24 protein-coding genes and 1 pseudogene are annotated in these 25909 nt (G+C 70.0%); 11 read left to right on the top strand and 14 right to left on the bottom strand.

Translation table 11 applies throughout. From position 1 onward, the window contains the following. Positions 1–20 precede the first annotated feature (20 nt). The 4 genes from OG247_RS42190 to OG247_RS42175 form a co-directional block, all read right to left on the bottom strand. Positions 21–1643 carry a penicillin-binding transpeptidase domain-containing protein gene (locus tag OG247_RS42190; protein WP_327257255.1) on the bottom strand — a complete coding sequence of 541 codons (1623 nt, stop codon included), beginning with the start codon at positions 1641–1643 and terminating at the stop codon, positions 21–23. After that, on the bottom strand, positions 1628–3289 hold the full coding sequence (locus OG247_RS42185) for a hypothetical protein (protein ID WP_327257254.1): 1662 nt from the start codon (positions 3287–3289) through the stop codon (positions 1628–1630). The genes OG247_RS42190 and OG247_RS42185 overlap by 16 nt, the downstream gene beginning before the upstream one ends. Before the next feature lie 1095 nt (positions 3290–4384). Further along, positions 4385–5041: a hypothetical protein gene (locus OG247_RS42180; protein WP_327257253.1), complete on the bottom strand. Its 657-nt coding sequence runs from the start codon at positions 5039–5041 to the stop codon at positions 4385–4387. 629 nt (positions 5042–5670) lie between these two features. After that, the gene (locus OG247_RS42175; RefSeq protein ID WP_327257252.1) at positions 5671–5901 is read right to left on the bottom strand and encodes a hypothetical protein; all 231 of its coding nucleotides are present in this window, start codon (positions 5899–5901) and stop codon (positions 5671–5673) included. 562 nt (positions 5902–6463) lie between these two features. Here OG247_RS42175 and OG247_RS42170 point away from each other — a divergent pair. Both OG247_RS42170 and OG247_RS42165 read left to right on the top strand, forming a co-directional pair. Continuing rightward, complete coding sequence (locus OG247_RS42170; RefSeq protein ID WP_327257251.1) at positions 6464–7201, top strand: SDR family NAD(P)-dependent oxidoreductase; 738 nt, start codon at positions 6464–6466, stop codon at positions 7199–7201. A gap of 29 nt (positions 7202–7230) precedes the next feature. Then, positions 7231–7668 (top strand): NUDIX hydrolase, encoded by a 438-nt coding sequence (locus OG247_RS42165; protein WP_327257250.1) that lies wholly within the window; start codon positions 7231–7233, stop codon positions 7666–7668. A gap of 436 nt (positions 7669–8104) precedes the next feature. On the opposite strand, the gene OG247_RS42160 is transcribed toward OG247_RS42165, so the two are convergent. The 5 genes from OG247_RS42160 to OG247_RS42135 all read right to left on the bottom strand — a co-directional run bounded on the left by OG247_RS42160 (position 8105) and on the right by OG247_RS42135 (position 11671). Then, a complete protein-coding gene (locus OG247_RS42160; RefSeq protein WP_327257249.1) occupies positions 8105–8653 on the bottom strand; it encodes a hypothetical protein in 549 nt (182 codons plus the stop codon). A 285-nt stretch (positions 8654–8938) separates the two neighbouring features. Then, positions 8939–9193 carry a hypothetical protein gene (locus OG247_RS42155; RefSeq protein ID WP_327257248.1) on the bottom strand — a complete coding sequence of 85 codons (255 nt, stop codon included), beginning with the start codon at positions 9191–9193 and terminating at the stop codon, positions 8939–8941. A 14-nt stretch (positions 9194–9207) separates the two neighbouring features. Next, positions 9208–9936: a hypothetical protein gene (locus tag OG247_RS42150; protein ID WP_327257247.1), complete on the bottom strand. Its 729-nt coding sequence runs from the start codon at positions 9934–9936 to the stop codon at positions 9208–9210. A 588-nt stretch (positions 9937–10524) separates the two neighbouring features. After that, positions 10525–11169, bottom strand: a complete 645-nt coding sequence (locus tag OG247_RS42140) for a hypothetical protein (RefSeq protein ID WP_327257246.1) — start codon at positions 11167–11169, stop codon at positions 10525–10527. Between the two features lie 283 nt (positions 11170–11452). Beyond that, entirely contained in the window at positions 11453–11671 is a 219-nt protein-coding gene (locus OG247_RS42135) for a hypothetical protein (protein ID WP_327257245.1), read from the bottom strand. 156 nt (positions 11672–11827) lie between these two features. On the opposite strand from OG247_RS42135, the gene OG247_RS42130 reads away from it, so the two are divergent. Next, on the top strand, positions 11828–12502 hold the full coding sequence (locus tag OG247_RS42130; protein WP_327257244.1) for a HalD/BesD family halogenase: 675 nt from the start codon (positions 11828–11830) through the stop codon (positions 12500–12502). A 287-nt stretch (positions 12503–12789) separates the two neighbouring features. Next, complete coding sequence (locus tag OG247_RS42125; protein WP_442813554.1) at positions 12790–12972, top strand: hypothetical protein; 183 nt, start codon at positions 12790–12792, stop codon at positions 12970–12972. Positions 12973–13091: 119 nt separating this feature from the next. On the opposite strand, the gene OG247_RS42120 is transcribed toward OG247_RS42125, so the two are convergent. Then, positions 13092–13751: an HAD family hydrolase gene (locus tag OG247_RS42120; RefSeq protein ID WP_327257243.1), complete on the bottom strand. Its 660-nt coding sequence runs from the start codon at positions 13749–13751 to the stop codon at positions 13092–13094. After that, on the bottom strand, positions 13748–15241 hold the full coding sequence (locus OG247_RS42115) for a prenyltransferase/squalene oxidase repeat-containing protein (RefSeq protein WP_327257242.1): 1494 nt from the start codon (positions 15239–15241) through the stop codon (positions 13748–13750). Before OG247_RS42115 ends, OG247_RS42120 begins: the two co-directional genes overlap by 4 nt. Positions 15242–15603: 362 nt before the next feature. Between OG247_RS42115 and OG247_RS42110 the strand changes: the two genes are divergently transcribed. Beyond that, positions 15604–16404, top strand: a complete 801-nt coding sequence (locus OG247_RS42110) for a bestrophin-like domain (RefSeq protein ID WP_327257241.1) — start codon at positions 15604–15606, stop codon at positions 16402–16404. Positions 16405–16721: 317 nt separating this feature from the next. On the opposite strand, the gene OG247_RS42105 is transcribed toward OG247_RS42110, so the two are convergent. Continuing rightward, entirely contained in the window at positions 16722–17477 is a 756-nt protein-coding gene (locus tag OG247_RS42105) for a class I SAM-dependent methyltransferase (RefSeq protein ID WP_327257240.1), read from the bottom strand. 274 nt (positions 17478–17751) lie between these two features. Between OG247_RS42105 and OG247_RS42100 the strand changes: the two genes are divergently transcribed. Next, positions 17752–18525, top strand: coding sequence for a GDSL-type esterase/lipase family protein (locus OG247_RS42100; protein WP_327257239.1), 774 nt, complete (start codon positions 17752–17754; stop codon positions 18523–18525). A 135-nt stretch (positions 18526–18660) separates the two neighbouring features. Here the strand turns inward: OG247_RS42100 and OG247_RS42095 are convergent. Then, a pseudogene (locus OG247_RS42095) lies at positions 18661–19008 on the bottom strand (transposase); the annotation flags it as partial. Between OG247_RS42095 and OG247_RS45025 the strand changes: the two are divergent. Then, on the top strand, positions 18950–19393 hold the full coding sequence (locus tag OG247_RS45025) for a bestrophin-like domain (RefSeq protein WP_442813694.1): 444 nt from the start codon (positions 18950–18952) through the stop codon (positions 19391–19393). The pseudogene OG247_RS42095 and the gene OG247_RS45025 sit on opposite strands and share 59 nt — an antisense overlap. A 410-nt stretch (positions 19394–19803) precedes the next feature. On the opposite strand, the gene OG247_RS42085 is transcribed toward OG247_RS45025, so the two are convergent. Next, entirely contained in the window at positions 19804–20613 is an 810-nt protein-coding gene (locus tag OG247_RS42085) for a bestrophin-like domain (RefSeq protein ID WP_327257237.1), read from the bottom strand. Between the two features lie 536 nt (positions 20614–21149). Between OG247_RS42085 and OG247_RS42080 the strand changes: the two genes are divergently transcribed. From OG247_RS42080 to OG247_RS42065, 4 genes are all read left to right on the top strand, one after another. Then, positions 21150–22322, top strand: coding sequence for a DegT/DnrJ/EryC1/StrS family aminotransferase (locus tag OG247_RS42080; protein WP_327257236.1), 1173 nt, complete (start codon positions 21150–21152; stop codon positions 22320–22322). Between the two features lie 32 nt (positions 22323–22354). Further along, positions 22355–23719, top strand: a complete 1365-nt coding sequence (locus OG247_RS42075) for a glutamine synthetase family protein (protein ID WP_327257235.1) — start codon at positions 22355–22357, stop codon at positions 23717–23719. An 84-nt stretch (positions 23720–23803) separates the two neighbouring features. Then, the gene (locus OG247_RS42070) at positions 23804–24679 is read left to right on the top strand and encodes a class II glutamine amidotransferase (protein ID WP_327257234.1); all 876 of its coding nucleotides are present in this window, start codon (positions 23804–23806) and stop codon (positions 24677–24679) included. A gap of 63 nt (positions 24680–24742) precedes the next feature. Further along, positions 24743–25906, top strand: coding sequence for a cytochrome P450 (locus OG247_RS42065; protein ID WP_327257233.1), 1164 nt, complete (start codon positions 24743–24745; stop codon positions 25904–25906). Positions 25907–25909: the final 3 nt, after the last annotated feature.

The following is a 25909-nucleotide window of genomic DNA, read 5'->3' as shown; positions in this document are numbered from 1 at the left end:
TCGGCCGGACCGTCTCCGCCCTACCGTGCGTTCAGCACGGTCGCGACGACGTCGCCCGCCGGCCCGCTGCCGTAGCCGCCGGACTGGACGACCGAGCCGGCGGCCAGGTCGTCCGCGTAGCCGGTGAACCAGCTGTTGGAGTCGCTCTGCCCATCGACCTCGGCCGACCCGGTCTTGGCTCCCTTGTCGCCGCTGACCGCGGACATCGCCTTGGCGGCGGTACCGTCGGTCGCGGCGGCGCCCATCACGCTGCGCAGGGTGGCGGCCATGTTCCCGGGCAGCGGCTGGGCGGTGGTCAACTTGCCCTTGATCATCTCCCTGGGCACGATCACCGGCTGGCGGAACGCACCGTTTTTCACGGTCGCCGAGAGGGAGGCGACGCTGAGGGCGTTCATGGTGACCTTGCCCTGGCCGATGTAGGAGGCGGCCGTCTCGGGGCCCTTCGAGACCGGGATGCGCGCGTCGGTGGAGACGATCCCGATGGACCACACCCCGCCCAGGCCGAAATACTTGCGGGCCGTCTGGCTCAGGGCGGTGTCCTCCACGCCCTTGGCGTTCAGCGGGCCCAGCGCCTTCATGAAGAAGGTGTTGCAGGAGCGGCGGAAGCTGTCCCGGAAGGTGCCGTTCTCGATGAAGAAGTTCTTGTTGTTGTGGAAGGTCGTGCCCGACCAGGTCACCTCCTTCGGACACTCGACCGGGGAGGTCGGTCCGCCGACCAGTCCGTGCTCCAGCATCATCGCCGCGGTCACGACCTTCATCGTGGAGCCGGGGGCCTGCGCCCCCTCCATCGCCACATTGAACCCGCCGACCGGGCTGTTGGCGACCGCGCTGATCTCGCCGGTGCTGGGCCGGACGGCGACCACCGAGGCCCGGTCGTACTTCTTCACCGCCCGCTCGGCGGCCGCCTGTACGTCGGCGTCCAGCGTCGTCTGGACCTTCTTCGTCTTTCCCTTGACCAGGGTGAGCAGCGTCTGGTTCGGCGCGTCGGCGTCGGCAGGCTCGATCCAGGTCTCGACGCCGGGCTCGCCCGCGGCCCCGTCCGCGTACCGGGTGCGCAGGGTGTCCAGCACGGGGGCCAGCGACGGGTACTTCTCGGCGGTCAGCTCCCGGCCCTCGCGGTCCATCGCCTGGATCGAGTCCCTCTTCGCCTTACCGGTCCGCAGGGTCGCGCCCTCGATCAGCTTCGGGTGCAGCACCGCAGGCCGCCAGTCCACCAGCGCCCGCCCACTGCTCTTGCCCCGCACCACGGTCAGCTCCGAGGCGTACGCCAGCTCCTTCTCGTGCCCCTCGAAATTGATGGTCGCCTTCACCGTGTACGGCACCGTGGCGCCGCTCGCCGCGCCCGGCGTGACCACGGCGTTCTCCACGTGCCCGGTCTCCCGGAAGCCGCGCAGCGCCTCCGCGGCCGCCGCAGGGTGGTCGGTCAGCGTCCCCGCCGCGTCCGCGTCCCCGCGGGCCCACGCCGCCAGGAAGTCCCGCGATGTCCGCTCGACCTCCTCGGCCGTAATCTCCCCGGACCCGGACGCGTTCAGCTGCGCGGCGTCCGAGTCCCCGCCCAGCATCTCGTAACCCGCGAACCCCACCCCGCCCGCCACCAGGACGAACACGCCGCCGAGGAAGGCGGTCTTCACTTTGCTGCGCATGGTGCAGTCCCTCCCCTGACGTCCAGGTAGACCGTGTGGCTGGTGGAAGCGAAGTGCTGGGCGTCGGTGTCGATGTGGCGTACGCGCCAGGTCCCGTCGCTCACGGCCTTGAACTTCGCGCCGAACGTTCCGTCGGCCCGGGTGATGGAGCTGCCCATTTCTTTCCAGACCGTCCCAACGGTGGGCTTGAAGTAGTAGCGGACCTTTCGCCCCGGATAGTTGTGGGAATAGCCGCTGGGTCCATAGGCCTTCAGGGTCCCTGCGACGAACATGGTCTCCCCCATGCACACCGGCTTGGGACCCACCCGTACGAGCTCGAAGCGGGTTTGCAGGCGTCCGGGCTGGAGATCGGCGCCGGTGCTCGGGCCGATGTTCTGCGTCCCGGGGTTGTAGATCCGCCAAGGGCTCGAGGGAAACTCCGCAAAGACCTCCACGGTGGTGGTGAAGGTCTTGTTGTAGTCAACGGTCAGAGTTTTCTGAGTGACCCACCGGCCGTCCCCGGCCTTGGCCTGGATCTCGACGGGCGCCTTCTGTGTGGTCACGCCGTCAACGACGATCTTCCCCGAGATGGTCATCTTCCGGTACCGGTCGGTGGAGAGGACCTTCTCCTCGACGACATCGGTGGTGTGGGTGACCTTGACGACGGTCGCGGTGTGCGCGGGAGTCTTAATCAGCCACGGGTCCTGACCGGACACCTTCCAGGACCCGGCGGCGGTGACCCTGGGGCCGACGGCGAACGTACCGTCGGCTCCGGATACCGAACTCGCCGACAGCCCTCCGGGCTTCAGGGGTTCGGCGATCGCGGTTCGGCCTGCCGCCGCCACGGTCCGGCCGTCGTCCGTCACGCGGGTGATGGCGCCTCGGAAGGAGGCCTCGGCCCCGTACCGCACGATCAGTCCCTTCGACGGCCCGCTCAGTGTCAACGCCGCTTGCTGGGGCCGGATCCGCACGGGCTGTGCGGCCGAGGGAGTCTGGACGCCCTCTTCCAGGCGTGCGCTGAGGCTCAGCGAGGACTCCTTGCCCTGCGCGGCGACCAGCGTCGTGAACTTGCCTTCGCTGTCGGAGACCACGTCCGATCGGCCCCACCCGAGCTGGACGCTGACGAGGGCGCCGGCCAGCGGACCGCGTTCTCCGGTCCGCGGGTGCACGGCGGTCACCGATCCGGTGGCGGTCGCGTCGAGGTCGTCGAGGGAGAACTGCTTCTGATCGGAAGCCACGTCGAGCTTCGGATCGAGGGCGTAGGTGAACCGGCCCGCACCCTTGCGGCCGGCAACGCCGCCGCCGTCCGAGGGCACGTACACGTCCAGCTCGTAGTCGCCCATCCCGTCGAGCCGAAGCTCGTCGTGGGCCTCGTACCAGCCGATGTCCGGCTCCTCGGAGCCGACCGTGTCGGATTCGTACCAGAACTTGTCCAGCGTGGCGACGACCACGTCACTGCCCACGGGCCGCACGTCCACCCGCGTCGGCGCGACGTTGTGGTCGCCCACCATCACCCGGAAATGGGTGCCGTTGGACACCTCCACCCAGGCATCCGGCACCGCGCCCGCGACGACAGCCGCCCGCGCGGCCGGCGCGGCGATGGCAGCTTCCGGAGCCACGGCGGTCCCCACGATCCCGAGTGCGACCGCCGCACCGATGACGGTCATCGCCGTTCTGAACCCCTTCACACATCCCCCTGTACAACCTGCTCGACTGCTGCCTGCTGGAACCTTCGGGGACTCTGACCTGCGAGGCATGCCGAAGGTTGTACGCCGGATTCGCAAGAAGGCCGGCATCCACCTCGTCAGAGGAGCAGCAGCCGCCATCGGCGGCACCCTCGTGATCTACGCCAGCACCTGGCTGTCACTCCGCTGACGCAATAGACCGGGGCGATGATCACGGCCGAACCTCGCCCCGGCCGAGCAGGCATGGACCGGCCAACCTCTCTACCGCATCTCGGCATCCCGAGCGGATAGATCAGGATTCCGGGCGTCTGGCTCTCCGGCACGTGAGAGCCCTGCTGCAACGACTGGGTCGGCGGGCGGAGGGTCAGGTTGATCGGGGCGGAGCTGGAGAAGCTGCTGTACACACGGCCGGTACCAGACACCCTTGAGGAGCAGCTCGCTGCGCTGCTCAAGTGGGCGAAGGGTTCCGAGCAGCTGGTGGGTGTACTTCAACCTGGCCCTGGGCGAGGTGGGCGACATGGCGCTAAGCACTCGCGGATCTGAGGCCCCCTAGGATCACGCCCCTGAATTTGACCCTCGCAAGGTCTGGATAGTCGCAATGTTAAGGATCAAGGTCAGCAGGGCGTGTCAAGGGGAGACACGGCGCCCACGCCCGCGTGGGCGGGGCTGGTCAAGGGGGCACAGCCGCGGCCGCCATCGAGCGGGCCCCCGGTCAAGGGGGCCCGGCAAGCCCCCTTGAGGAGCCGGTTGTGACGTTGAGGGGTAGGCGGCCACCCTTGTCCGCGAAACGCAGCAGGTCACGGTCCTTCGTTGATGCCAACCTGGCCAGAGTGTTGATCGATAGTTGGCCTTGAGTTGCTGGGGCGGAATGGTCGAACCCTTCGTTCGGAGCCGTGGAACACGCCCGAACGCCAGCAGAGGGGGATCTTGTGGCAATTGCGATAATCGCCGTGCCGGGCACCCTGGTCGGTGCTCTGACGGCGGGCGCTCTGCAGCACCTCATCACGCTCTCCGCCCGCCGTGACCGTGATCGGCAAGCGCTCACCGACTCCCCTTCGCCGGGGGAAGCCCCCGACGTCACGCGGCCGGCTGCGGGCTCCCGTGAGACAGGCCCGAGCGCCGCAGGGCGCGCAGCATGGCCGGCAGGTCAGCGGGCTCGCCGCCCGTATCGCGGACGAGGGTCTCCAGCAGCTCCGGCGTCAGCTCGTACCGCTCGGCGCGGCGCACCAGCTCCGCGAGGCCCTCCCCGAGGACCGCCCCGCCGTCGAGTTCCCGTAGCAGCTCGTCCTCGTTGACGAAACGGCTCAACCCGCAGTCGAGACCGTCGTCATCGAGGTCCGCCGGGTACGGAGCCCGTGCCCAGGACCCGTTCTCGGACCAGTACACGCACCCCAGCTCGTTCCCCGCGATCAGCTCACGGAGCTCGTCGTGGGGGAGCCAGTGCGGAGACCCGGCCAGCATGTCGACCGGCGGCTCGTGCCACTTGACCCCGCTGGACTCGTCCTCACCGAAGAGCACGAACCGGTCCCCGCCCAGCGGCTTCAGCGTCCACCAGGTGCAGCCGCAGTCGTCGAGGTGCAGCCCACGGTCGTCGATCCAGCAGCCCGTGCGGTGGACCGGCGGCTTCTGCTCCGCCTCGGTCGTCGCCTCCAGCACGGCGACCGCGCTCCACCGGGCCCACAGGACCCCCGGCGCGGGCAGGTCCTGCGGCAGTCCGGGCCGGTGCACTGTCATTCCATCCCCCACGGGTGCGCGATCACGTTCCCGACGCACCCTAACCGTTCCCGGTGGCACCCCTGCCGCGGTGCGATGGCGTCCGCGGGGAACCCGGCGGGCACTCGCGTCGACCTCTGACGAGACGAGTCACCAGCTCAGCGCACATCCCCACAGTGCCCGCCCATCAAAGCCCGACCCCAGACCTCGTTCAAGCAACCGCCAGCCCCACCAGCGAGCCGTGTCACCGCCCAAGAGCCCGCCCACCCCAAAACCCCGACCGCCCAGACGATTAACCCCCCACCCACACATACGCCGAAAGCCACATACAGCCAGCTCGCCGCCCAGGCCTGCACCCCCGCAGACCCAGCCACCCACTCCCGAACCAACCCTCACACCCACACACCCACACAAGAGAGTCCGGACACTCACCAGCCGGAAAACAGGCCCTCAGCAGGCAAAATGCACACCCGCCGCCCGTACACCTTCCCCCCATACCTCCCCGGCCCCTTCCCCCCACCCCTCCCCCGATACTTCCCCCCACCCTTCCCCCCATATTTCCGGCTACAGGACGGTGCCGTGCAGAGCGCGGCAGTCTCCCGTGAAGGCATAGCGGTGAACGGCGAGGCCCATGCCGAGGCCCTCGCCGATCACGTCGCAAGCGGCCCCAGGACGTCGGCGGCGGCGGTGTCGGAGAGGTAGGCCGGGGCGACTTCGAGGAACAGCTCACCCGTCATGAGTGCGTTGGCCGTCAGATCGTCGACAACCCGGCGCAGCTCGGCGGATCCCGGGTCCGCCGGCGAAGGATCCGGCGGTTCCAGTGGAGTTTCGCGGACGGCCCGGTGGACCACGCAGCGCACCGTCGAGGACCTGGGCGCCATCGCGGGTGAGCGCGGCGCGGCGGCCGGTGATCAGTCCCGTGATGTCACCGCTTCGGGCGACGACGCAGATCAGGTCCCGCTGGGAGAGCCCGCAGTCCAGCGCGCCGCCGGCAGCGCCCGGGGCGGTTGTCTCGCGTGCGGGAACCAAGGTGCCGGCGGTGACCGCGGCCTGGATTGCGCCCAGACCGCGGGCGACTTCGAGGAACCGGTGGCCTGCGCGCGGCTGATCCCGAACTCACCCGCCCCGTACGTTTGCCACGAAGGGTGCGAGAGAGCGAGCCAGACGGGGCGGCGTGCGCGCCACCGACCCGGTGGGCGAGCACCCCGACCGTGCGCCGGACGTCGCCCATCGCCTCGCGGAGCCCAACCGGGACCGCGCGGGCCTGCGCGCCGGTCAGCAATGGCACTCTGGTGCGGCGACGTCGTTGTCGGCTTGGTCGTGCTCGCCCCGACGACCACCGTCGACGCGCCGACGTGACCCGACCAGGGCGCACGCAAACACTGACCGACGGCCCAGTGGGGCCCGCGTCCAGAACGGAGGACAGGCGGCGGACGGCCGGGTGTGGCGGGAGTCACCGGCAGGTCCACCGGCATCGGCGCCGAGATCGGACGGGCCCTCGCGGCCGCCGGAGCCACCGTCGCCGTCAACCACCTCGGCCAGGACCCCGACGCCCGCGCCCTCCTCGCCGCCCTCGAGCGCGACGGCAGCCCCGGCATCGCAGTGAACGCCGACCTGACCGACCCCACCGCCGTGCAAACCAGGGCCGACCTCGTCCGCGCCGAGATCGGCCCCGTCGACATCCTCGTCAACAACGCCGGCTCCTACCCCCGCGTCCCCTGGCAGGACACCGACGAAGCCGCCTGGAACTACTCCCTCGACGTGAACCTCACCGCCCACTACCGCACCTGCTACGCCCTGACCCCCGGCATGATCGAACGCCGCTGGGGCCGGATCGTGAACATCGGCAGCGTCAACGCCCGCGCCCGCCGCACCAACCTCGTCGCCTACAGCACGGCCAAGGCAGGCCTCCTGGGCCTGTCCCGTTCCCTTGCTCGCGAACTCGGCCCGCACGGCATCTGCGTGAACACGGTCCTGCCCGCCGCCATCCAGGTCGACGCCGAGACCGTCATACCCGCCCAGCACCGGGCCCGTCCGGAGGACCAGATCAACCGCCAGTGCGTCCCGCGACGCGGACGCCCCGAAGACGTCGCGGCCCTGGTCGCATTCCTCGTCGGCCCCTCCGCGTCGTTCATCACTGGGCAATCCGTCCACGTCGACGGCGGCAGGCTGCTGCACTAAGACGTCAACAAGCAAGGAGACAAAGCGAAATGATCGAACGAGTCCGAGCCGTCCTCGTCACCGCGGACGACACGATGCTGGTCATCCGCCGCACCAAGCCGGACGTCCCCGAGTACTGGGTGCTGCCCGGCGGCGGGGTCGAGGCCAGCGACGAGTCCCGGGAGGCCGCCCTCCACCGCGAGATCCACGAGGAGATCGCAGGGAAGGCCGACATCATCCGCCTCCTCCACACCATGGAGTCCGACAAGGAGCGTCACCTCTTCTACCTCGCCCGCATCGCGACATGGTCCTTCGAAGACCGCACCGGACCCGAGTTCAGCGCCGAGGGACGCGGCGAATACACACTGGAAGAGATCCCGCTGACCGTGGAGGGGCTCGACAGCATCGACCTCAAGCCCGAGGAGATCGTCCACGTCCTGCGGGGCGCCATCGGCGCCGGCGGACTCGGGGCTGGGGTCGTGGTCTAGGACACGCCTACATGCCGCCGGGGCCAACGCTGAAATGCGTTGGCCCCGGCGGTGTCTATGTGGTCAGGCCGCTGCTGCTCAGACGGGTAGCGGTCGTCCGTGCTGTCGGGGTGGGACTGCCGAGTACCTCGTGGCCGTAGGGGGTGTTCAGGCGGGTTGTGAGTTCTTCCAGTGGCTTGGTTCACTTCTAGGGGCAGCGTTTGTCCGCCGGTTTGGGCAGCAGTTGCGGATCTTGATGCCCGTGAATGTTCATGCGAAGTAGCAGCACCCGCGAGGCGTCACTGACTGGCGCGTGGCCGGGTGAGTCCAGCTCCGACCTTGGCCAGCATCTGGCCGAGGAGCTGTTCAGGCATGTTCGCGACCTCTGGCCAATAGCAACCGACCCCACCCGCGGTGCGCGTCCCCGGGCACAGGCGCGCCCTGGGACGCGGTTCGGTCACATGAGGCGGTACTGGCTCCGCGTGGAGAGCTCGCCGTTCTTCATCCTGAACTTCGCCTGGCCGGAGCTGCTGCTCTGAGTGCAGATGTAGGTGTCTTCCTTGTAGCTCTTGATCTCGAACCCGCTGACGAGAACGCACACGCCCTTGCCCGTGACAGCGGTCAGCTGGGCGAGGGTCTGGCGCTTCTTGGTCTTGTCGAACTTGGCTTTGGTCATCTTGCCGTTGGACGTGAGGCCATCCAGGCCCCGGTACGACTTCATCCCGAGCCTGCCGTCGGTGAAGTTGAAGGAGCCCATGCTGTCGGGCTTGTCGCCCTTGCAGTCGTAGGACTTGGAGACGTGCCCGTCCTCGCGGTGGGTAAAGACCAGCTTGCAGGCGCCCTTGCCCGCGGCGGTGTGCAGGGCGGTGATACTGCCGCCGAGCTTGACCTTGGCGTACTCCGCCTTGGTAATGGCCGCGGCCGGGGCGGCCGCGACGGGCTGAATCATGAGCGTGCCCAGCGCGGCGGTCAGGACGGGGACGGCGAGCAGGCGTATGCGGGACATGCGGAATCCTTTGTACAGGCGGACACGGGTGCCGAACCGATGCCGCCACGGGGCCTTCCGGCTTCCGAACGGCAGGCCCCGTAACTCAGCCGTCGGCACAGATCAGGACGATACGCGACCCGCAACAACGACTCCGCTCAGCCGCAGAGCTGGCGAGCGCACCTGCTCGGCGCACCGTTCCCGCATCGCTGGCAGGAGTTGCGGCAGCAACGCGAGCGCACCGCCCAAGCCTGGCGCAAGAAGCACCGCCAAGTGGCGGTTGACCAGGACCGGCCCGCCGAGCCCCTACAGCTCAGCCCGTACTTCGCATACAACGGCACCACTCTCGACCGCTGTCCCCGCTGTCAGCAGCCCGTCGCCCCCGTCACCTGGGACATCATCCAGTTCCGCCACCGAGTAGCGCAGGTTCTCGGTCTCGCAGGCCGGCAGCTGCAGCCCGAACATGTCCAGCACCTCCTGCCGGGAGGCGCCGCACCCGGCCAGCAGGACTCCCGCCATGGCGACGGCCACCGCGGGACGGATCACCGTGCGTATGCGCATCGAGCCACCTTCCACTAGCTACCGGGCAGGCCGGCCGCGAGGTTCTTCTCCGCCAGTGCCTCGATGGCTGCCGAACGGACGGTCTGCAAGGCGGCCGGCGGTTCCACGGTGACCGCCTCGCCGTAGGCGCCGAGCCAGAACTCGACCGGCGTGGGGGCGAACGTCGCTACGTCCACGACGAGCTTGCGCGGGTAGGGCTTCTCGCCGGCGTCGACGTACGCGGTCACCGAATTGCCGTCCTCACCCCGGCGCAAGGGGACGAGGCGCTCGCCGTCCTCGGTGGTCTCGGGCTCACGGGTGGCGCTCTGGCGGGGTTCTGCCAGTTGGTCCGTGGCACTGCGCAGGGCGGTCAGGGCGCACAGGTCTACCATGCTCTTGCGGATCCGGCCATCCTGGCCGAGCTCCAGCCATTTGCCGCGCAGTTCCTTGTCCAGCCGCTCACCGTCCGGGCTGGTTGCCGCCCTCTGGAGGTAGTCGTCGCTCCAGCTCATCCAGGTGCGGCCGCCGCGTTCGACGGCGACGTGGAAGAACCCGCCCTGTGCGTCGACGCGGCAGTTCTTGTCACGGTCGACGGATATCTCGACTCCGCTCCCCATGGCGACCGCGGCCTTGGCCGTGACCCGTACCGACGGTGTGTCCCTGAACAGCTGGATGGACTGGGCCAACAGCTCACCGTCGGTGCCCTGCTTGGTGCTGCCCGAGCTGCTCGCCCCGCCCTCGCACGCAGTCAGCGCCAGTGCCATACCCGCCGCGCCCAATACCGCCAGACGTCTTGCCCCGCTCGTCACCACAACCCCGCCCTTCGCACTAAACATGATCACTGCAACTGTAAAGGTCGGGAACTTCGGGGGCTTCCCGGGCACCAGATACGGCTTCACCATCGCCGGCACCGATGCCTTCAACCCCTCCGCCCTACAGCGCCCCTGGGACCGCCTGCTCCCCTTCCTCGACCGCACCCCGGGCCGACAGATGACGCTTCGGCCCGGACCAGACCCGAAGTGCACGGCTCCCCGCAGCCCGCAGCCCAGCCGCACGGCGCCGACTGCACCCTCCGCGCCCAGAGCGGCTGGTCAGGACTCAGGCGGGGGACCTTCCGGCGGGGTCAACCGGGGGAACGGGCCGTGTCAGAGCAAGCCGGCGCACCCGATGCGGGGTGCATGGGAGGTGTCTTCAAGACGACGGTCGGGGCGCCGACAGCGTAGGTCCCCCGGGCGAAGAGACGCCCGCTGATTCGCTGATTCCCCACCGCTTCGCGTACGGACGATGCAGGTCTCGTCCGGTCGAAAGGCCGGGTGGGAGGTTCGTGCCTTCCGGGACGCTGTCCCCGGCGCTCAGGCTCCGTACCAGCCGAAGGCGCCTGCTTCCTCGGGCCAGTCGAAGGACTGATGCAGTGCCACGAGCGCGGTGATCAGGCGGGGGTCCAGGTCGCCGGTCCAGACCCGGTAGTCCTCGGCCATGCCGCGGAATACGAGCGCGGCCCGGCCCGAGCCGTCGCGCCAGGTCACCCGGCGGGGCGGGCGGAAGCCGCCGTCGTCGGCGGCGAGGAGGGCCATGACGATGCAGATCCACCTGAGCAGCATCCCCGTGGGCCACCACACGGCCCACCACACCGGGCGGCCCGCGAAGCCGCGCAGGGCCGGGCCGGCCGCCGGCTCCAGGGTCCACCTGGTCCGGCAGATCCGGAACGCGGGGCGGCGCCTGTACGTTATCCGCCCCAAGGACGCTCCGGAGTGGTCCAGGACGCGGTAGGCGGTCGGCTGGCCGCTCGTGCGCGAGCCGTACTGCTCGGCGCGTACGAACGCGAGCGGGATCCCGCCGTCCGCCAGGACGGTGAAGGAGCGCGTCTCCGCGTGCTGGTCGTGCTCGGGCCCGTAGGCGTCGCGCCGGAGCCAACCCATCCCGCTCTCCCCGCCGTTCCCGACCTTGCGCATGACGAGCGGCGTCGCGGACCCGCTGTACTCGACGTCGTAAGTCATCGGCCCCCGACTCATGTACTCCCCTTCCGAGCTGTGACGATCAAGCCGTCATGCTCTCATCCGGCCACGCGCGGCCCGGGGCCCGCCCCCTCCCCCAGTCCCCAGTCCGGCTGCTCCCGCGTCAGCTCGTGGTACCGCCGTGGTTCTGCAGGACGCTCACGGCCCTGTCGAAGGCCGAGGCCCTCTTCTTGTCGAACTCCTCCTTGCTGAGAGGGCGATTCGCGGGTTGAGGTCCATTCCCGGGAGAGGCTGGGGCAGGGCGCTGGTCGTGGCGGTCGGTCGACTACTGCTTCCTGGTGAAGCTGCCGGCGTCAACCTTGGTGAGGACATCGAGCTTGACCAAGCGTTTCAGCTTGGCGCCCTCCGCCGCGTTCAGGACTTGTTGCTGTTGACATGGTCGATCCTCGCGGGCCGCCTGGCGGTCGAGGACGTCGCGGTGGATGTACGGGGCGACGGCGGCGAGGAGCGGGCGCTGGAGCTCGTCCGGTTCCAGTGGCTCCACCTCCCACTGGACGGGGCGGGCGGGGTCGAAGCTGTTGCGGGCGGCGAAAGCCTGCCACCTCGGGTCACCGCTCCTCTTGGCCTCCGTGTCCGAAAGGGGAGGTCCAGATGGTCGAGGCCGGGTTTGTCCTGCGGGGGTCTGAGGGATGCATCGGCCGTGATCTCGTTGCCCGCGCCCTCGAGCTGGGAGCATCTGCGCCGGCGGTTCGCCGCCGATGGCTACGTCGCCCTGCCCGGGCTGATCAGCCCCGCCGGGCTCGCCGACCTCTCATGGGAGGCGCGGAGGCTGGAGGCCGACGCGGTGCGGCGCGACTTCCGCATGCCGTGCATGGACGACAGCCCCCGGCACATGACCACCCTCGGCGGAGACCGGATCGCCCGTACATCTCCAGTGATCACGCGCCTCTACGCGGACCAGGACATGTTGCAGCTGCTCTCCTCGCTCCTGGGCGAGGCCGTCGTCGCCGTCCACGACCCCGTCGAACGCCACGTCCTGAACGTCCTGCACCGCCCCGGCGACACCCATGGCGCGCACACCGACGACTACCCGCTCGCCCTGGTCCTCTTCCTCGAGGCCCCGCCACACCACACCGACGGCGGACTCCTGGAATTCCACCCCGGCCGTAGCGACCTCGCGGCCCTCGACGCGCCCGGCGCCCGCCGTATCCATCACCGGCCGGCCGACGGCTACCTCCTGCGGAGCGACCTCACCGCCCACCGCGTCACCCCGCTCCGGCGTCCGGGGCTGCGGCGCACCGTGCTCAACTTCGCGTACACCACGCCCGGCCGCCAAGAGGCGACAACCTCCTCTGCTTCTCTCCTCTACGACTGAGCGCCATCCGGTCAGGGCGGCCCCACCTCAGCAGAGAGCCAGCCGAATGCCCGGAAGATGTCCCGGCAAGGCCGGGCTCGCTGCGGCTTGGACGTGCCTGCGTACGTCTCTCAAGAAGGGCGCCGAGCAGCCGTGTCCAGGGCCCGGGCCGGGTGCGCCTGTGTTCACGCCACGAGACCGCGTGTTGCCGCATCCTTCCAGGGTCTTGATCGTTCCCCAGGCCATGAAGAAGATCATGCTCGCGGTACTGCCCGTGCTCGCCCTGTCCCCTGTCCCTCGCCGCCCCCGTGGCCCACGCCGACAACGACTCCGACTTCGGCGGCGGCCTCAACGCCGCGAACAACTGGAACTTCACCGCCCCCGCCGTCTGCCTCCAGGAAGCCGCCGTCGTGCCCGTCCTTGGCGACTGGGTCGGCGACCACGCCAACAACTGCTCCAACGGCAACGTCATCGACCACTCCGGCCGCTGACAGATCCCCCCTTCAGCACGCCCACCGGGCCCTCCGTCCGCGAGAGCCCCGACCAGAGACGTGTGGTCGGGGCTCCGCCAGCGCTGATGCCAGGCACTGACCGGCACGATGGGCGCGGGTCAGGGGAGGCGGATGGTCCAGCTCGCGCGGCGGACGTCGATCACGGGCATGCCGGCGGTGAGAGCGGCGGCGATTCCTTCGTCGGTGTTCTCGAAGGCGAGGCACCGGCCGGGTGGGAGGTCGAGCTGCGCGGTGGCCTGGAGGTAGGCGTCGGGGGCGGGTTTGAGGCGGGTGACGTGCTCGCGGGCGACGATGACGCCGAAGAGGTCGGCGAGTCCGACGGCGGTGAGGCCGGCGCGGACGACCTGCCCGTCATTGGCCGAGGCCACCGCCACGGGAATGGTCGTGGCCAGGTGTCGGGCGAGGGCCGCCACCCGGGGCACCGGCTGTGCGAGGTGGGTGCGGGTGAGCCAGTGGGACCGGGTCCGGTCGACGAACTCCCGGTCGGTGCAGGGCAGTGACAGGCCCAGGTCGATGCGGAGCCGGTCGCGCAGGGCGGTGAGGTCGGCCAGGGGCGCCTCGCGCAGCCACGGCTCGGGGACGGTCAGTCCGAGAGCGGTGAGGGTCGCGCGGATGGCGTCGATGTTGATCGTGCTGGTGTCGACGAGCGTGCCGTCGAAGTCGAAGACGCACGCTGCCGGCTGATGAGCTGTATGGAAATCGCGCACCTCGGTCGGAGTGGCGTCCTCGTCGGGCGCTGCGGCGGGGAGTGAGGTCACGGGCGGGCTCCGTCACGGTGTGGGGCGGCGGTCAGCGCGTCACGGAGTCCGCGGGCGGCCAGGGCGTGGACCTGAGTGGTGGTGACGGTGAGGAAGGGCCTGGGGCCGTACATGACCGGGCGGTCGGTCCAGCTACCTTCGGGGTTCTGGGAGTCGATGAGGAAGCGCAGCCCGCGCGCGACGGCGGTGTCCTGCGGGCCGAGTCCGCCGGAGGTGAGGGCGGTGAGGGCAAGGCCGGTGGCCGTCGGGCTGGAGTAGGGCTCGCCCGGGATCCGGGACCAGCCGCCGTCGGCCCGCTGGGAGGCCAGGAGCCCCGGCGTGGCGGTGCGGCTGACGGGGTGCGGGGCGAGCGCCGGCCCGATTTCGGCGGCGCCGTAGGCCGGCGGGAGGTACCAGTCCGAGGTCCAGCCTTCGACGGTGGCGTGTGAGGCCAGCCAGCGGCGGGCGGGGGCGAGGTCGACTCCGGGCAGCGCGGCCGCGCGGATGCCGGCGGCCATGTGGGCGACCACGTCGGGGGCCGGGGTGTCGTCGCTGGAATGCCAGGTGGTCCACAGGCCTTCGGGTGTCTGGTGCCTGCGCGCGTAGCGGGCGGCGGCATTGAGGGTTTGGTCCGCCCGGTCGGTTCCGGCCAGTGCGAGCAGGGTGTTGCCGGTGGTGTCGTTGTCGGAGTCGAGCGCAGCCGCGCAGGCCCAGCCGCCGTCCTGCTTCTGCGCCGAGGCGAGGAAGTCCAGAGCGGCGGGGAGGGCGACCGCGCCAAAGCGGGCGTGCCCACGCAGCGCGCGGACCATCAGGCCGGTGTCCCACACGTCACTGACGAGGAACCGCCATGTGCCGTCGGGTTGTTGGGCCGCGAGCAAGCCCTCTCTGCACCGCCTGGTCATGTGGTGGTCCGGGGCCGTCCGGGTCAGGGCGAGGTGCAGCATCCCCGTCACCAGCGGCATCCCGTAGAACGAGCCGTCCGGTGACTGCGCCCGCTCCCACTCCTGAAGGGTGTGGTGGGGCAGCGGCATGCCCAGAGCGACACCCGCGATGGCCTCGAAGGCGAGGAGCATGGCCCGCTGCCACGGTTTGATCCGCCGCCCGCGATCGGGCCCGAGCGCGGCTCTGGCCTGGCGGAGCAATCGGTGCGGATCGGCCCCGGGGGCGCCGACCGCACAGCCCAGGGTGTCGAGGTACAGCGCCCGCCGGGCATGTGGCCCTCCCGGTGAAACCCCCGGGCTGAACGCCGTGAGGTCATGCGTGCGGTGCAGGGCGGCGAGCCACTGGTCGGCGGCGGCCGCGAACGGGTCGTGCTGCTGCGGGCAGGCGCCTTCGAGCCACCGCAGCGCCCTCTCCCGCGCGGGCCGCGCCCGCTCCAGCCCGGCCAGGGAGCCGGCCACGACGGCGTTCTCCAGGATGCGTGGCTCGGAGGGGACAGACCAGGCGCCGTCACCGGCCTGGATCCCGAGGGCGAACTCCACCGCCCTGCCCAGACAACGTCCGGCCTCCACCATCACCGCGGTAGCGGCCGGAGCGGGCCGGGTACCCGGTACCCGGTACCCGCTCGTCGGCCAGCACTCCGGCGGATCTCATGCCCGCTGTGTCACCGTGGTTCGCGAAGATCTTTTTCTGCACCGGGCGATGCTGCCCCCGGGCCCGCCGTACGAAACGACACGTTCCCCGACGGCGTACACGATCCGGTCTCTCCGTACCGCCGTAGCGCCGATGCGGCTGCTCCTGCTGGCGCAAGGGTGTCCCCCGTGCGGGGGCGACGAGACGTTTCCGCTGTTCCGGTCGCCTCACCCGGCCAGCCATGATCGCGACGCCTGCCCGTACCCGGAATCCCCAAGCCGCCCCTCGGAGGCATCCGCCCGTGACCCTCGTCATCGTCGTCGCCGCACTGGCCCTGCTCGCCGGCCTTGCCGCCAACCGCTACCTGCGCCCCCGGCTCCTGACCGAGGACGACGACACCGGCATGGCGGTGAAAGACCTGGTCGGGCCCTTGCTGACGCTGACCGTGCTCCTGCTCGCCTTCGTCCTGGTCACCGCCAACGGCTCCTACGGCAAGGCCGAGACCGCATCCCGCGGTGAGGCCCGCGCGCTCGACCAGCTCGTCGAGTCCGCCGAATACGCACCCGCCGCGCAGCGGACCGAGGTTCAGGCGGACGCCGTCTGCTACGCGCGCGCCGTCCGCGTCCAGGAATGGCCCGCCATGGCCGATGGCAACGGCTCGCCGGCGCCCAGCGTCTGGTCCACCGACTTCCGCCGGGTCTTCCGTGAGCTGGAAGGCAAGCCGGTCTTCGGCATGATGGTGACCGCGGACAACAAACGCTCGGAAGAACGCGAGGAGCGCCTCACCCAGGCCACCGCCAGCATCCCCAGCGCGATCCTCTGGTTCCTGCTCGCCACCCTGGTCATCACCGTCATCGCGCTCGGCATCTGCCTGCCCCGCCGCAACAACCGCGGCCAACTGATCACCCTCGTCGTGATCACCGCGCTGCTGACCACAGCACTGTGCATCATCCGGGACGTCGACCGCCCCTACGGCGGCATCATCGACGTGCAACCGACGGCGATCAGCGAGGCCGAACGGCAGGCAACCCGCGACTTCACCACCAACCACCCAGCCGCCGAACTGCCCTGCGACGACCACGGAAACCGCCGCACCACCTAACACACGAACAAGCCCCCACCCCATGCAACAGCCCCTTCAGCCTTCTGCCGCAGCACCAACCCCGGACTCCTACCGTCAGAGGTCCACAGGGTGCCTGCATGTGAAAGGCATTCCCTGCCGCGCCGGGGCCACCCGAACGGGGAGGGCCGACTCCACCATGAGCGAGCGGGAGCGGCCAGTCCCCCGGGAGACGCCAACGCTGGGCGGCGGCGGGCCACGGGCGGCGCCGGGCCGGCACCGGGCCGGCACCGGGCTCAGCCGGTCTTCTGGTGCGTGTGCGGACGATGCATCGTGGCGAGCCGGCAGGCCCGCTGTCGTTACCGGATGCCGGTGTACCGGCTGGTCGTCACCATGATCCCGCTGGACAGGCCCTCGGCGTCCGGGGAGTGACGGTCATGGAGTTCCAGAAGTTCGAAGCCCGCCGCTCCCAGCAGGCGCCCGGCCTCCTCGGGCGAGAACATCCTGAAGCGGGCGAAGTCCTCCGCCGCAGGCTCCCCCGCCTCGTCGCGCCAAACACGTCGGCGGTGCAGGAGGCGGCTGACGGGATCGACCTCGTAGTCGGCCTCCGCCGTCGCGTGCAGGGCGGCCGTCTCGATGGTGAACCGTGTCGGGAGCGCGACCGGCATCTCGGGCTGGAAGGTGAGCGCCTCCAGGAGCAGCAGTGTTCCCGGACGGGCGTGCCGGGCCAGGGAGTCCAGGGCGGCGGTGACGTCACGGTCGCTGTGGAGGTTGGAGACCGCGTACCCGAAGCTGACGATCGCCTCAAAACAGCGGTCCAGCTGCAGGTGGCGCATGTCCGCCTCGATGAACACGGCGTGAGGAAACTTCCGGGCCGCGTGTTCCAGCATCCGCGGCTGCAGATCCACGCCCACCGCATCCACACCCCGGGCCGTGAAGTAGGCGACGTCCTCACCCGTACCGCAGCCGACATCCAGCAGCGAAGCCGGCATGCCGCCCAGATGGCGGTCGACGGCACGCTCACACAGCAGGACATCCTGGTGGTGACTGCCACCGTAGACCTGGTCGTAGAGCTCCGGATTCCGGTACAGCAGATTCTGTAAACGCTCTTCCACCACACGCCCCCCTCGCGCATCACTCCGGCCGCCACCGGCCACACGCGTCCCCACCCTGCCCAGGATCCGCCACCGGCCACAGGCGCACCCGGCGGCGCACGAATGCACCGGCTGCGCGAAGCCGGCCAGGCGGCCCGAGCTGCCAAAGGGTCCCATGTCCCGTGAGGCTGGGAGAGATTCCTCTTCCGGTGGACAGCCCGTGCCGCCCGGTGACCGCAGGAGTTGTACAGGCGACACACCCTTGTCCAACATCACGCGAAGAGGTGCCACCCCGATGTCCGAACTCTCACCGACAGACGCTCCGAGCTCCGGCCGCGAAATCCCGATCATGATCGTCGGCGACTCCATCAGCCACGGCAGCAGCGGCGACTGGACCTGGCGCTACCGCCTCTGGAAGCACCTGCGCGCCCAGCACGTCGAGCTCGACCTGGTCGGCCCGAAGAACACCCTCGACAACATCCGTACCCAGGAAGTCGGGGACGGGGACCACACCTACGCCGATCCCGAGTTCGACACCGACCACGACGCCCAGTGGGGCCGCCCCTACGTGAGTGAGAAGGAGGAGATCGAGGCCAAGGTCGCCGAACACAAGCCCGACTACCTGCTGGTCCTCCTCGGCATCAACGACCTCGTCTGGTACGACGCCGACCCGCCCAAGTTCGAGACGAACCTGCGCGAGTTCATCACCAACGCCCGCCGCGGCAACGCTCGCCTCGCCGCCGCCTTCGGCACCGTCCTGGAGACCACCCGCGCCGTCCAGGAACCCGAGTTCGCACTGAAGGTGGCCGGGGCCAACGAACGGCTGCGCACCGTGGTCAAGGAACTCTCCACCGAACAGTCCCCGCTGTACATCGCGGAGACGGCCGCCGAGTTCGTTGCCGCCAAGCACACCTGGGACGGCACCCACCCCAACCCCAACGGCGAGATCCGCATCGCCGCTGCCTTCGCCGACGTCATGGCATCCGGCTTCGGCATCGGCACGCCCTACCCGCGGCCCTACCCCGACATCGCCCAGGTGACGGCGGAAGCCAAGGAAACCATCGACTGACACAGAGCGACACCCGGGCAGGGCCTCCGGCCCCGGCCCGGCGCCCCTGGGAACAGGCACGCCCATGGCCGCCAGCCATGCGCGTGCTGGGCGCGGGTCTGTAAAGTTTTGGGTTTAACTGGGTTGGTTTGTAGGTCAGTTGATGAGGCGTCCGTCGAAGGCGATGTCGAAGGCTTGGAGGGATCGCTTCCAGCGGGTGGTCCAGCGTTTGCGGCCGGCTCCGGTCGGGTCGAGGGACATCACTGCGAGGTAGACGCACTTCAGGGCGGCGTGCTCGGAGGGGAAGTGGCCGCGGGCGCGGACCGCCCGGCGGATCCTCGCGTTGACGGACTCGATCGCGTTCGTCGTGCAGACGATCCGGCGGTCGGCGTCGAACCGCAGGAACGGGACGAACTCGGCCCAGGCGTTCTCCCACAACCGCACGATTGCCGGGTACTTCTGGCCCCATTCCTCGCAGAACTCGGTCTCCTTACTGCGGCCTGCACCGGCCCGGTGCCACGTTCACGGCGATGGCCTGGGTCACTCCCACCGCCATGTCCTCCGGCGCCTCACCCAGGCCAGCGCCAGCATTCCCTCCGCGATCCTGTGGTTCCTGCTCGCCACCCTGGCCATCACCGTGGTGGCCCTCGGTATCAGTCTGCCCCGCCGCGACAACCGCGGCCAGCTCATCACGCTCATCGTGATCACCGCACTGCTCACCACGGCCCTATGCATCATCCGGGACGTCGACCGCCCCTTCGGCGGCATCATCAACGTCGAGCCCACAGCGATCACCGAAGCCGAACGCCAGGCCATCCGCGACTTCACCACCAACCACCCCGTCTCAGAGCTGCCCTGCGATGAGCAGGGCAAGCGCAAGACCGCCTGAGCACACCCATGCCCGCCGCGGGCCCGGTCCCGCTGACACGGACGGGCCGGGGTCGCATCTGCGTCGACGGGGTGGGCCTCGGACGCGCCCGCGATCTGCACGACGTCTTGGAGTTCCTGCGCAGGGCCGGACTCGACCCCTACGACGGCACCCCTTTCACGTGGGACGCGGCGGGCTCGGCTGGATCCAGCCGTAGGACGGGCAGGCCAGGTTTGGCCAGCTCGCCCATCCGGAAGCCGTGCTCGGCAAGCAACAGTCCGCGGCCCCATTTCCAAAATTGTGGCCGCTTCGAACGTGCACAGGTCCAGTTGGGCGCCGTGCTCGGTGACAGCGCCACGACCGCGGCCGGTGGCGGGGACGGGCGGAGGCGAGGTCGTCCGGGGCTGGTCGGGGGACCGGTGACCGCGGCGTCACGGTGGGCCGGCCCGGTCCTGTGGCCAGAACGGGGACAAGGACGACTCCTTGAACGGCTCGGGGCTCACGGTGAGATCGCCTACGAAGGGCCGGTCGAGGACCAGGACCAGGAGCAGGCTGAAGCCGATCAGTCCGGCGACGCTCGCCACGAAGAGGAATTGCATCTTCAGGCTTCGCAGGCCGTAGAGGGAGGTCAGCAGGATGATGACCAGCGCGCCGCCGTAGACCAGGACCTGGAGCAGCACCGGCAGCTCGATCGTGGCGATGTTGATCCGTTCCCGCCGCATGGCGGCCGCGTCGTTGAGCCGCGTGACGGCTTGCTCGTAGAAGGCCTGGTCGCGCGCCGTCTTCGGATCGTAGGCCTGCAGTGCGTCGTACATCTCTCCGACCTGTTGGGAGGTGATGTCGAAACTCGGCCGGCCGGCACGCATCTTCGGCCACTGCACCTCGACCACGGCGTGAACGTAGTCGCTCACCGCCCTGTCGATCCGCGCCCGCTCCGCGGGCGGGAAGGACCGGGTGTCGCGGACGACCGGGGAGATGTCGGTGGCTTCCTGCGAGACCACGGCCCGGGTGTGGTCCAGCTGGGTCCACAGGGTGACGACCACGAAAGCGAGGATGATCCCGTAGATCGCGCCGAACATGCCCAGCACGACGCCGACCATCTCGTTGTGCTCGCCCTCGGCCAGGCGGGGAGACCGGCGGCGGGCGAGCGCGCTGCCCGCCACGGCAACGAGCACGATCGCACCGACCATGAGCAGCGCCAGCGCGAACGTGCTCAGGTGGTCGAGCAGCCACAGCGCCACAAGTGGCCTCCTGGAGATGAGTTACCGAACGCTGCCCGATGTGCTGGGTGGCAGCTCCGAACAGGCCGGGCCTGTTCGGAGGAGCGTGGTTCCGCTGATCGGGCAAGCATGGGTCCTGGCCGTGCTTCCCGTTCATCGTGGACGCGGTCCGGTGATCGGGCCACCCAGGGGGCTTCCATCACCCCTGGCCACGTTCTCCGTTCATCGTCGGCACGGCCTGATGGTGGGAGCCGTACGGCTGCTGACGCCCCCTCTCCCGCCCTTCTGCTGTCTGCCAGCGCGGAACGGAGCGCCGAGGCGTCAGGGGGAACCGGTTCACCCGAACGCGCCGCACCCGCGGGTGACCGTGTGTCCGGCCCGGGCCGGACATCGCCCGGGCCGGACATCGCCCAGCACGTTCGGTCGAACGCTCCCGGTTGCGCACGCTTTCAGGCCAGTTGATGCTGGCTGAGGCCGACGAAGAACGTAGCCGCGGCCTGTGTTTGCTCGGGGAACCCGATCTGTTCGCAACGACCCGACGCTATGAGGAGTCACCAATGGCGCTCCTTCAACCCACCCTTGCCGCACCCGCGGTGCCGTCCCGGAGCTGGAGCATCCCGGCCGAGGGCCATGCCCGCCGGGTACGCGCCCTCCGGCGGGAGGTGCATCGAATAGCCGACGAGGTGATCGACGCCGGGACATTCCACTTCGGGCCGCAGACCGCGCGCCTGGAGCAGCGGATCGCCGCGCACTGGGGCGGGGCGGCCGTGGCCACCACCTCCTGCACGCAGGCTTTGACGCTCGCCCTGCGCGTGGCCGGGGTGCGGCCCGGGGACGAAGTCGTGCTGCCTGCCGCCACGTTCGCCGCGACGGCGTTCGCGGTCTGTGAAGCCGGGGCCGTGCCCGTGGTCGTGGATGTGGCCGAACCTTCGCTCACCCTGTGCCCGCAGGCGCTGCGCGCTGCGATCACCCCTCGGACCCGGGCGGTGATCGCCGTCCATCTGCACGGCCACATGGCCGACATGCCCCAAATCCTGGCCGTCGGCCGCGAACACGGCCTGGCCGTGGTGGAGGACTGCGCCCAGGCCGCCGGTGCGGCCCTCGACGGTCGAGCGGCCGGTACCTGGGGCGACTTCGGCTGCTTCTCGTTCTGGGTCGGCAAGTGCGTCGGCGGCCTCGCCGACGGCGGCGCCGTCGTCACGGACTCCGCCGAGCGCGCCACCCGGCTGCGCCGGCTCACCGACATGGGACGCGAAAGGGGTCAGCGGCACGTCCACCGCGACCGGGGCGCCCGGGCCCGGCTCGGGGAGCTCGACGCCGGCTTGATCGCCCTGGAGCTGGAGCGCCAACCGGCGTGGCTGGCACGCCGCTCCGCCATCGCCTCGCACTACTCCGAGGCCTTCGCCGACCTGCCGGTGGCGGCGCCGCAGGTGCTGCCCGGGTACCAACACGCCTACTACAAGTTCGCGGTGGCCTGCCCGGACCCGGTCGGGCTCGGCGAATTTCTGGCGGGTCGTGGCATCGAGACCGAGCAGGTCTACCCCTATCTGCTCCCGGACCAGCCTGCCTTCCAGCACATGGAGTACCGCAGCAGGGTCACCAGCCGGTCGGCGGGCGCCGCTCGCCGACTGTGCCTGCCGGCCTACGCGGAACTCAGCGACGGCGAGGTGGAGAGAGTCGCTCTCGCGGTCCGGGACTTCGCGACTGGAGCGATGGGAAGGAAGGCGTGATGATCATGAACGCGAGGGAAGAAGACGCTGCGGTGACGGAGACTTCCGTGCCGCGGGGCGACAGCAGCAGGGCCCGGCGCGAGGCCGCCCGGCTCACCGCTCAGGACGTCCGTGGTGTCGCGCTGACCTGGGTCGACAACAGCGGCATCACCCGGGTCAAGGCCGTGCCCGCCGGCCGCCTCGGGCAGGCCGCGGAGCAGGGCGTCGGCATGTCCCCCGTTTTCGACGTGTTCCTGCTGGACGACTCGGTCACCACCAGCACGCACATCGGCGGACCTGTCGGAGACCTCCGGCTCTTCCCCGACCTGGACCGGTTGACCGTGCTGGCCGCACAGCCGGGCTGGGCCTGGGCCCCGGCGGACCGGTACGACCAGCAGGGCCTGCCGCACCCCGCCTGCCAGCGCCAGTTCACCCGCCGGATGACGGGCCGGGCCGCAGAGGCGGGCCTGGAACTACTGATGGGGTTCGAGACGGAGTGGGTGGTGCTGCGCGACAGCCAACCGGCCGACCCGGATCCGGCGTACGCGACCCTTGGCCCCGCCTACGGGATGAGCCGGCTGATCGACCTGTCCGAATATCTGGCCGAGCTGCTCGCGGCCTTCTCCGCACAGGATGTGGAGGTGCTGCAGCTGCATCCGGAGTACGCCCCCGGCCAGTTCGAGGTGTCGGTCGCCCCGAGCGACCCGATCGGCGCCGCCGATCTGTCCGTGCTGGTACGCGAGACCATTCGAGGGGTCTCCCTGCGCAACGGACTCACTCCCGTCTTCGCCCCGGTGGTCACGGCCGACGGGGTCGGAAACGGCGGCCATCTCCATCTGAGCCTGTGGGAGAGGGGCCGGAACCTGTGCCAGGGCGGCGATGCCGCCGCCGGGATGACCAGGCAGAGCTCCGCCTTCCTGGCCGGCGTCCTGCGCGAGCTGCCCGCGCTGCTGGCCGTCGGAGCACCGTCGGTGGCCAGCTACCTCCGGCTGCAGCCGGGCCACTGGGCCGGAGCGTTCCAGTGCTGGGGGGTGGAGAACCGGGAGGCGGCGCTGCGCTTCGTCCCGGGTCCGCCGAACGAGCCCCACAGTGCGAACGCCGAGCTCAAGTGCTTCGACCCGGCGGCCAATCCCTATCTTGTGACCGGCGCGGTGATCGCCGCCGGGCTGGCCGGGATCCGCGACCGCCTGGAGCTTCCGGCCCCTGTGTCAGGCGATCCCGCTCTCGGCGGCGGTCAGCCGCGGCTGCCGCAGTCGCTCCAGGAGTCCGTCAAGCACTTCCAGGACTCGGCCGTGCTCCGCGAAGCCATGGGCGACCCGTTGTTCGAGGCGATCGCAGCCGTTCGCCGGGCAGAGGTCGAACTCTTCGAGGGCGCCGGCCCGGACGCCGTCGTGGCTGCCGTCCGCGACCGCTACTGACCGGCCGGCGGCATCCCGGCAACCCCACCGCTCCACCGACCACTCCACCGCTCGCTCCACTGTTCCGTTCAAGGAGGACCTCTCATGTGCAGACTCTTCGCCCTGACCACCGGCGGCCCGCGCGTCCAGGGATCCCACTGGCTGCTCGACTCGCTGTTCAGCTTCAGTGAGCAGAGCCGGAAGCAGCCGGACGGAACCGGCTTCGGCTGGTTCTCGCTCGGTGACGAGCCCGTCCGGGACCGTTCTCCGATCGGCGCCTTCAAGAACGAGGACTTCGCCGAAGCCGCCGGCCAGGTCGTGTCGCACACCATCGTCAGCCATGTCCGTTACGGCACGACCGGCGAGGTGGACGTGCACAACTGCCACCCGTTCGACATCCACGACCGGCTCTTTGCGCACAACGGGTGCATCCGAGGTGTGGACACCATCGACTCCTGGCTGACGGACGTGGACCGTGCACACGTCGAGGGTGCGACCGACTCCGAGACGGCGTTCGCCTTCATCTCCGCGGAGATCCTGCGGGTGGGCGACACCACCGAGGGCATCATCTCGGCGGTGCGGCGGATGGCGGCCGAGATCCCGATCTTCTCGCTCAACTTCGTGCTCGCCGAGCCGCGCCGCCTGTGGGCGCTGCGCTACCCGGCCAACTGCGAGCTCTGGGTGCTCAGCCCCGACGGCGGGGGCTTCGGCAGCCGCCGACGGGGCGCCCGCCCGCTCGACCAGCGCGCGGATGCCAGCTGGGTCGCCGACGGGGATGAGGAGATCCCTGCCTGGGTCGTCGCGAGCGAGCGGCTGGACGCCGACCCCGACTGGCGGCTGCTCGACCCCGGGGAACTGCTGGTCATCGCCGATGGCAAGGCCGTCTCCCAGTACCCCTTCGGCCCGCCCGCCCACCACCTCACCCTGGACGACCTGCGAGGCGTCGAGGTCAGCGCCGACTTCCGCGACGAGGACCTCTGACGGACGCGGCGGCGGCCTCCTGCAGGCCGCCGCCGCCCGCTGACCATCCGGAAGGACCCTTCCATGCCAGAACACCGGACCACCGAGCAGGACTTCGACTTCCACGGTCCCGCGCTGGACACCGTGTTCGACACCTACAGGGACCTGCGCGAACAGTGCCCCGTGGGACGCAGTGACCGGCACGGGGGGTTCTGGTTCCTCACACGGGCCGAGGACATCTCTACCGTCGAGCACGACCCGCAGACCTTCTCCGTCGCACCGTCGATGCTGCTCCCCCCGTTCGGCACCGATGTGCCGCTCATCCCGGTCGACATCGATCCCCCGGACCACGCCGGCTATCGCAAGATCCTCCTGCCCCTGTTCACGCCGAAGGCCGTCGAGCGCCTGGACGAGGACATGCGCCGAAGTGCGCGGCACCTTGCGACGGAGGTTGCCGCCCAGGAGGTGGCGGACGTCTCGCACGAGTTCGCCAGGCCGATGTCGACGATGGTCTTCAGTCGTCTGGCCGGGTTCCCCGAGAAGGACTGGCCCCTGTTCGACCGATGGATCGACGACATCGTCTACGAGCGCTCGGCCGACCCGCAGCGCGCCCGCGCCGCGGGCCGCGAGGTGATGGACTACTTCGACGCATTGCTCGGCTCCCGGGGTGAGGACCCTGGCGGAGACGACCTGATCCATCGCCTTTCGATCGCCGAGATCGACGGCCGCAAGCTGACGCACGACGAGCTGCTCTCCTTCTGCTACCTGCTGTTCCTCGCCGGCCTGGACACGACGGCCTGGGCCATTCGGTCCAGCTTGTGGTTTCTCGCACAGCACCCGAAGGCCCAGGCGCGGTTGCGGGAGCATCCCGATGAGATACCGGCGGCGGCGGAGGAGTTCCTGCGCACGCTGTCTCCCGTACAGGCGATGGCACGCACCTGCGTGCAGGACACCGAAGTGGCCGGCCAGAAGATCAAGGCCGGTGACCGGGTCGTGCTCGTCTTCGGCGCCGGCAACCGCGATCCGAAGGCCTACGGCAACCCCGACGACATCGTCCTGGATCGCCGGGACAACCGGCACCTCGCGTTCGGCGTCGGCCTCCACCGGTGTGCCGCTTCCAACCTCGGGCGGCGGGAACTGGTCGTCGCCCTACAGGAGTTCCTGGCCGTCGTGCCGGACTTCTCCCGCACCGACCCGACCGATCCCTGGCACGGTCTGGGCCCGCTCACCCTGCGGATCGGACGGTGAGTG

It is taken from the genome of Streptomyces sp. NBC_01244 (genome assembly GCF_035987325.1).
Classification (GTDB): Bacteria; Actinomycetota; Actinomycetes; order Streptomycetales; family Streptomycetaceae; genus Streptomyces.
This window is presented reverse-complemented; position numbering and strand designations above follow the sequence as displayed.

Excerpts from the sequence above, each read along its gene's own strand:
- OG247_RS42185 (WP_327257254.1), bottom strand. The coding sequence starts at position 3,289 with ATGACCGTCATCGGTGCGGCGGTCGCACTCGGGATCGTGGGGACCGCC.
- OG247_RS42140 (WP_327257246.1), bottom strand. The coding sequence starts at position 11,169 with ATGACTTACGACGTCGAGTACAGCGGGTCCGCGACGCCGCTCGTCATG.
- OG247_RS42175 (WP_327257252.1), bottom strand. The coding sequence starts at position 5,901 with ATGGCGCCCAGGTCCTCGACGGTGCGCTGCGTGGTCCACCGGGCCGTC.
- OG247_RS42190 (WP_327257255.1), bottom strand. The coding sequence starts at position 1,643 with ATGCGCAGCAAAGTGAAGACCGCCTTCCTCGGCGGCGTGTTCGTCCTG.
- OG247_RS42180 (WP_327257253.1), bottom strand. The coding sequence starts at position 5,041 with ATGACAGTGCACCGGCCCGGACTGCCGCAGGACCTGCCCGCGCCGGGG.
- OG247_RS42165 (WP_327257250.1), top strand. The coding sequence starts at position 7,231 with ATGATCGAACGAGTCCGAGCCGTCCTCGTCACCGCGGACGACACGATG.
- OG247_RS42160 (WP_327257249.1), bottom strand. The coding sequence starts at position 8,653 with ATGTCCCGCATACGCCTGCTCGCCGTCCCCGTCCTGACCGCCGCGCTG.
- OG247_RS42065 (WP_327257233.1), top strand. The coding sequence starts at position 24,743 with ATGCCAGAACACCGGACCACCGAGCAGGACTTCGACTTCCACGGTCCC.
- OG247_RS42080 (WP_327257236.1), top strand. The coding sequence starts at position 21,150 with ATGGCGCTCCTTCAACCCACCCTTGCCGCACCCGCGGTGCCGTCCCGG.
- OG247_RS42100 (WP_327257239.1), top strand. The coding sequence starts at position 17,752 with ATGTCCGAACTCTCACCGACAGACGCTCCGAGCTCCGGCCGCGAAATC.
- OG247_RS42070 (WP_327257234.1), top strand. The coding sequence starts at position 23,804 with ATGTGCAGACTCTTCGCCCTGACCACCGGCGGCCCGCGCGTCCAGGGA.
- OG247_RS42150 (WP_327257247.1), bottom strand. The coding sequence starts at position 9,936 with ATGGCACTGGCGCTGACTGCGTGCGAGGGCGGGGCGAGCAGCTCGGGC.
- OG247_RS42155 (WP_327257248.1), bottom strand. The coding sequence starts at position 9,193 with ATGCGCATACGCACGGTGATCCGTCCCGCGGTGGCCGTCGCCATGGCG.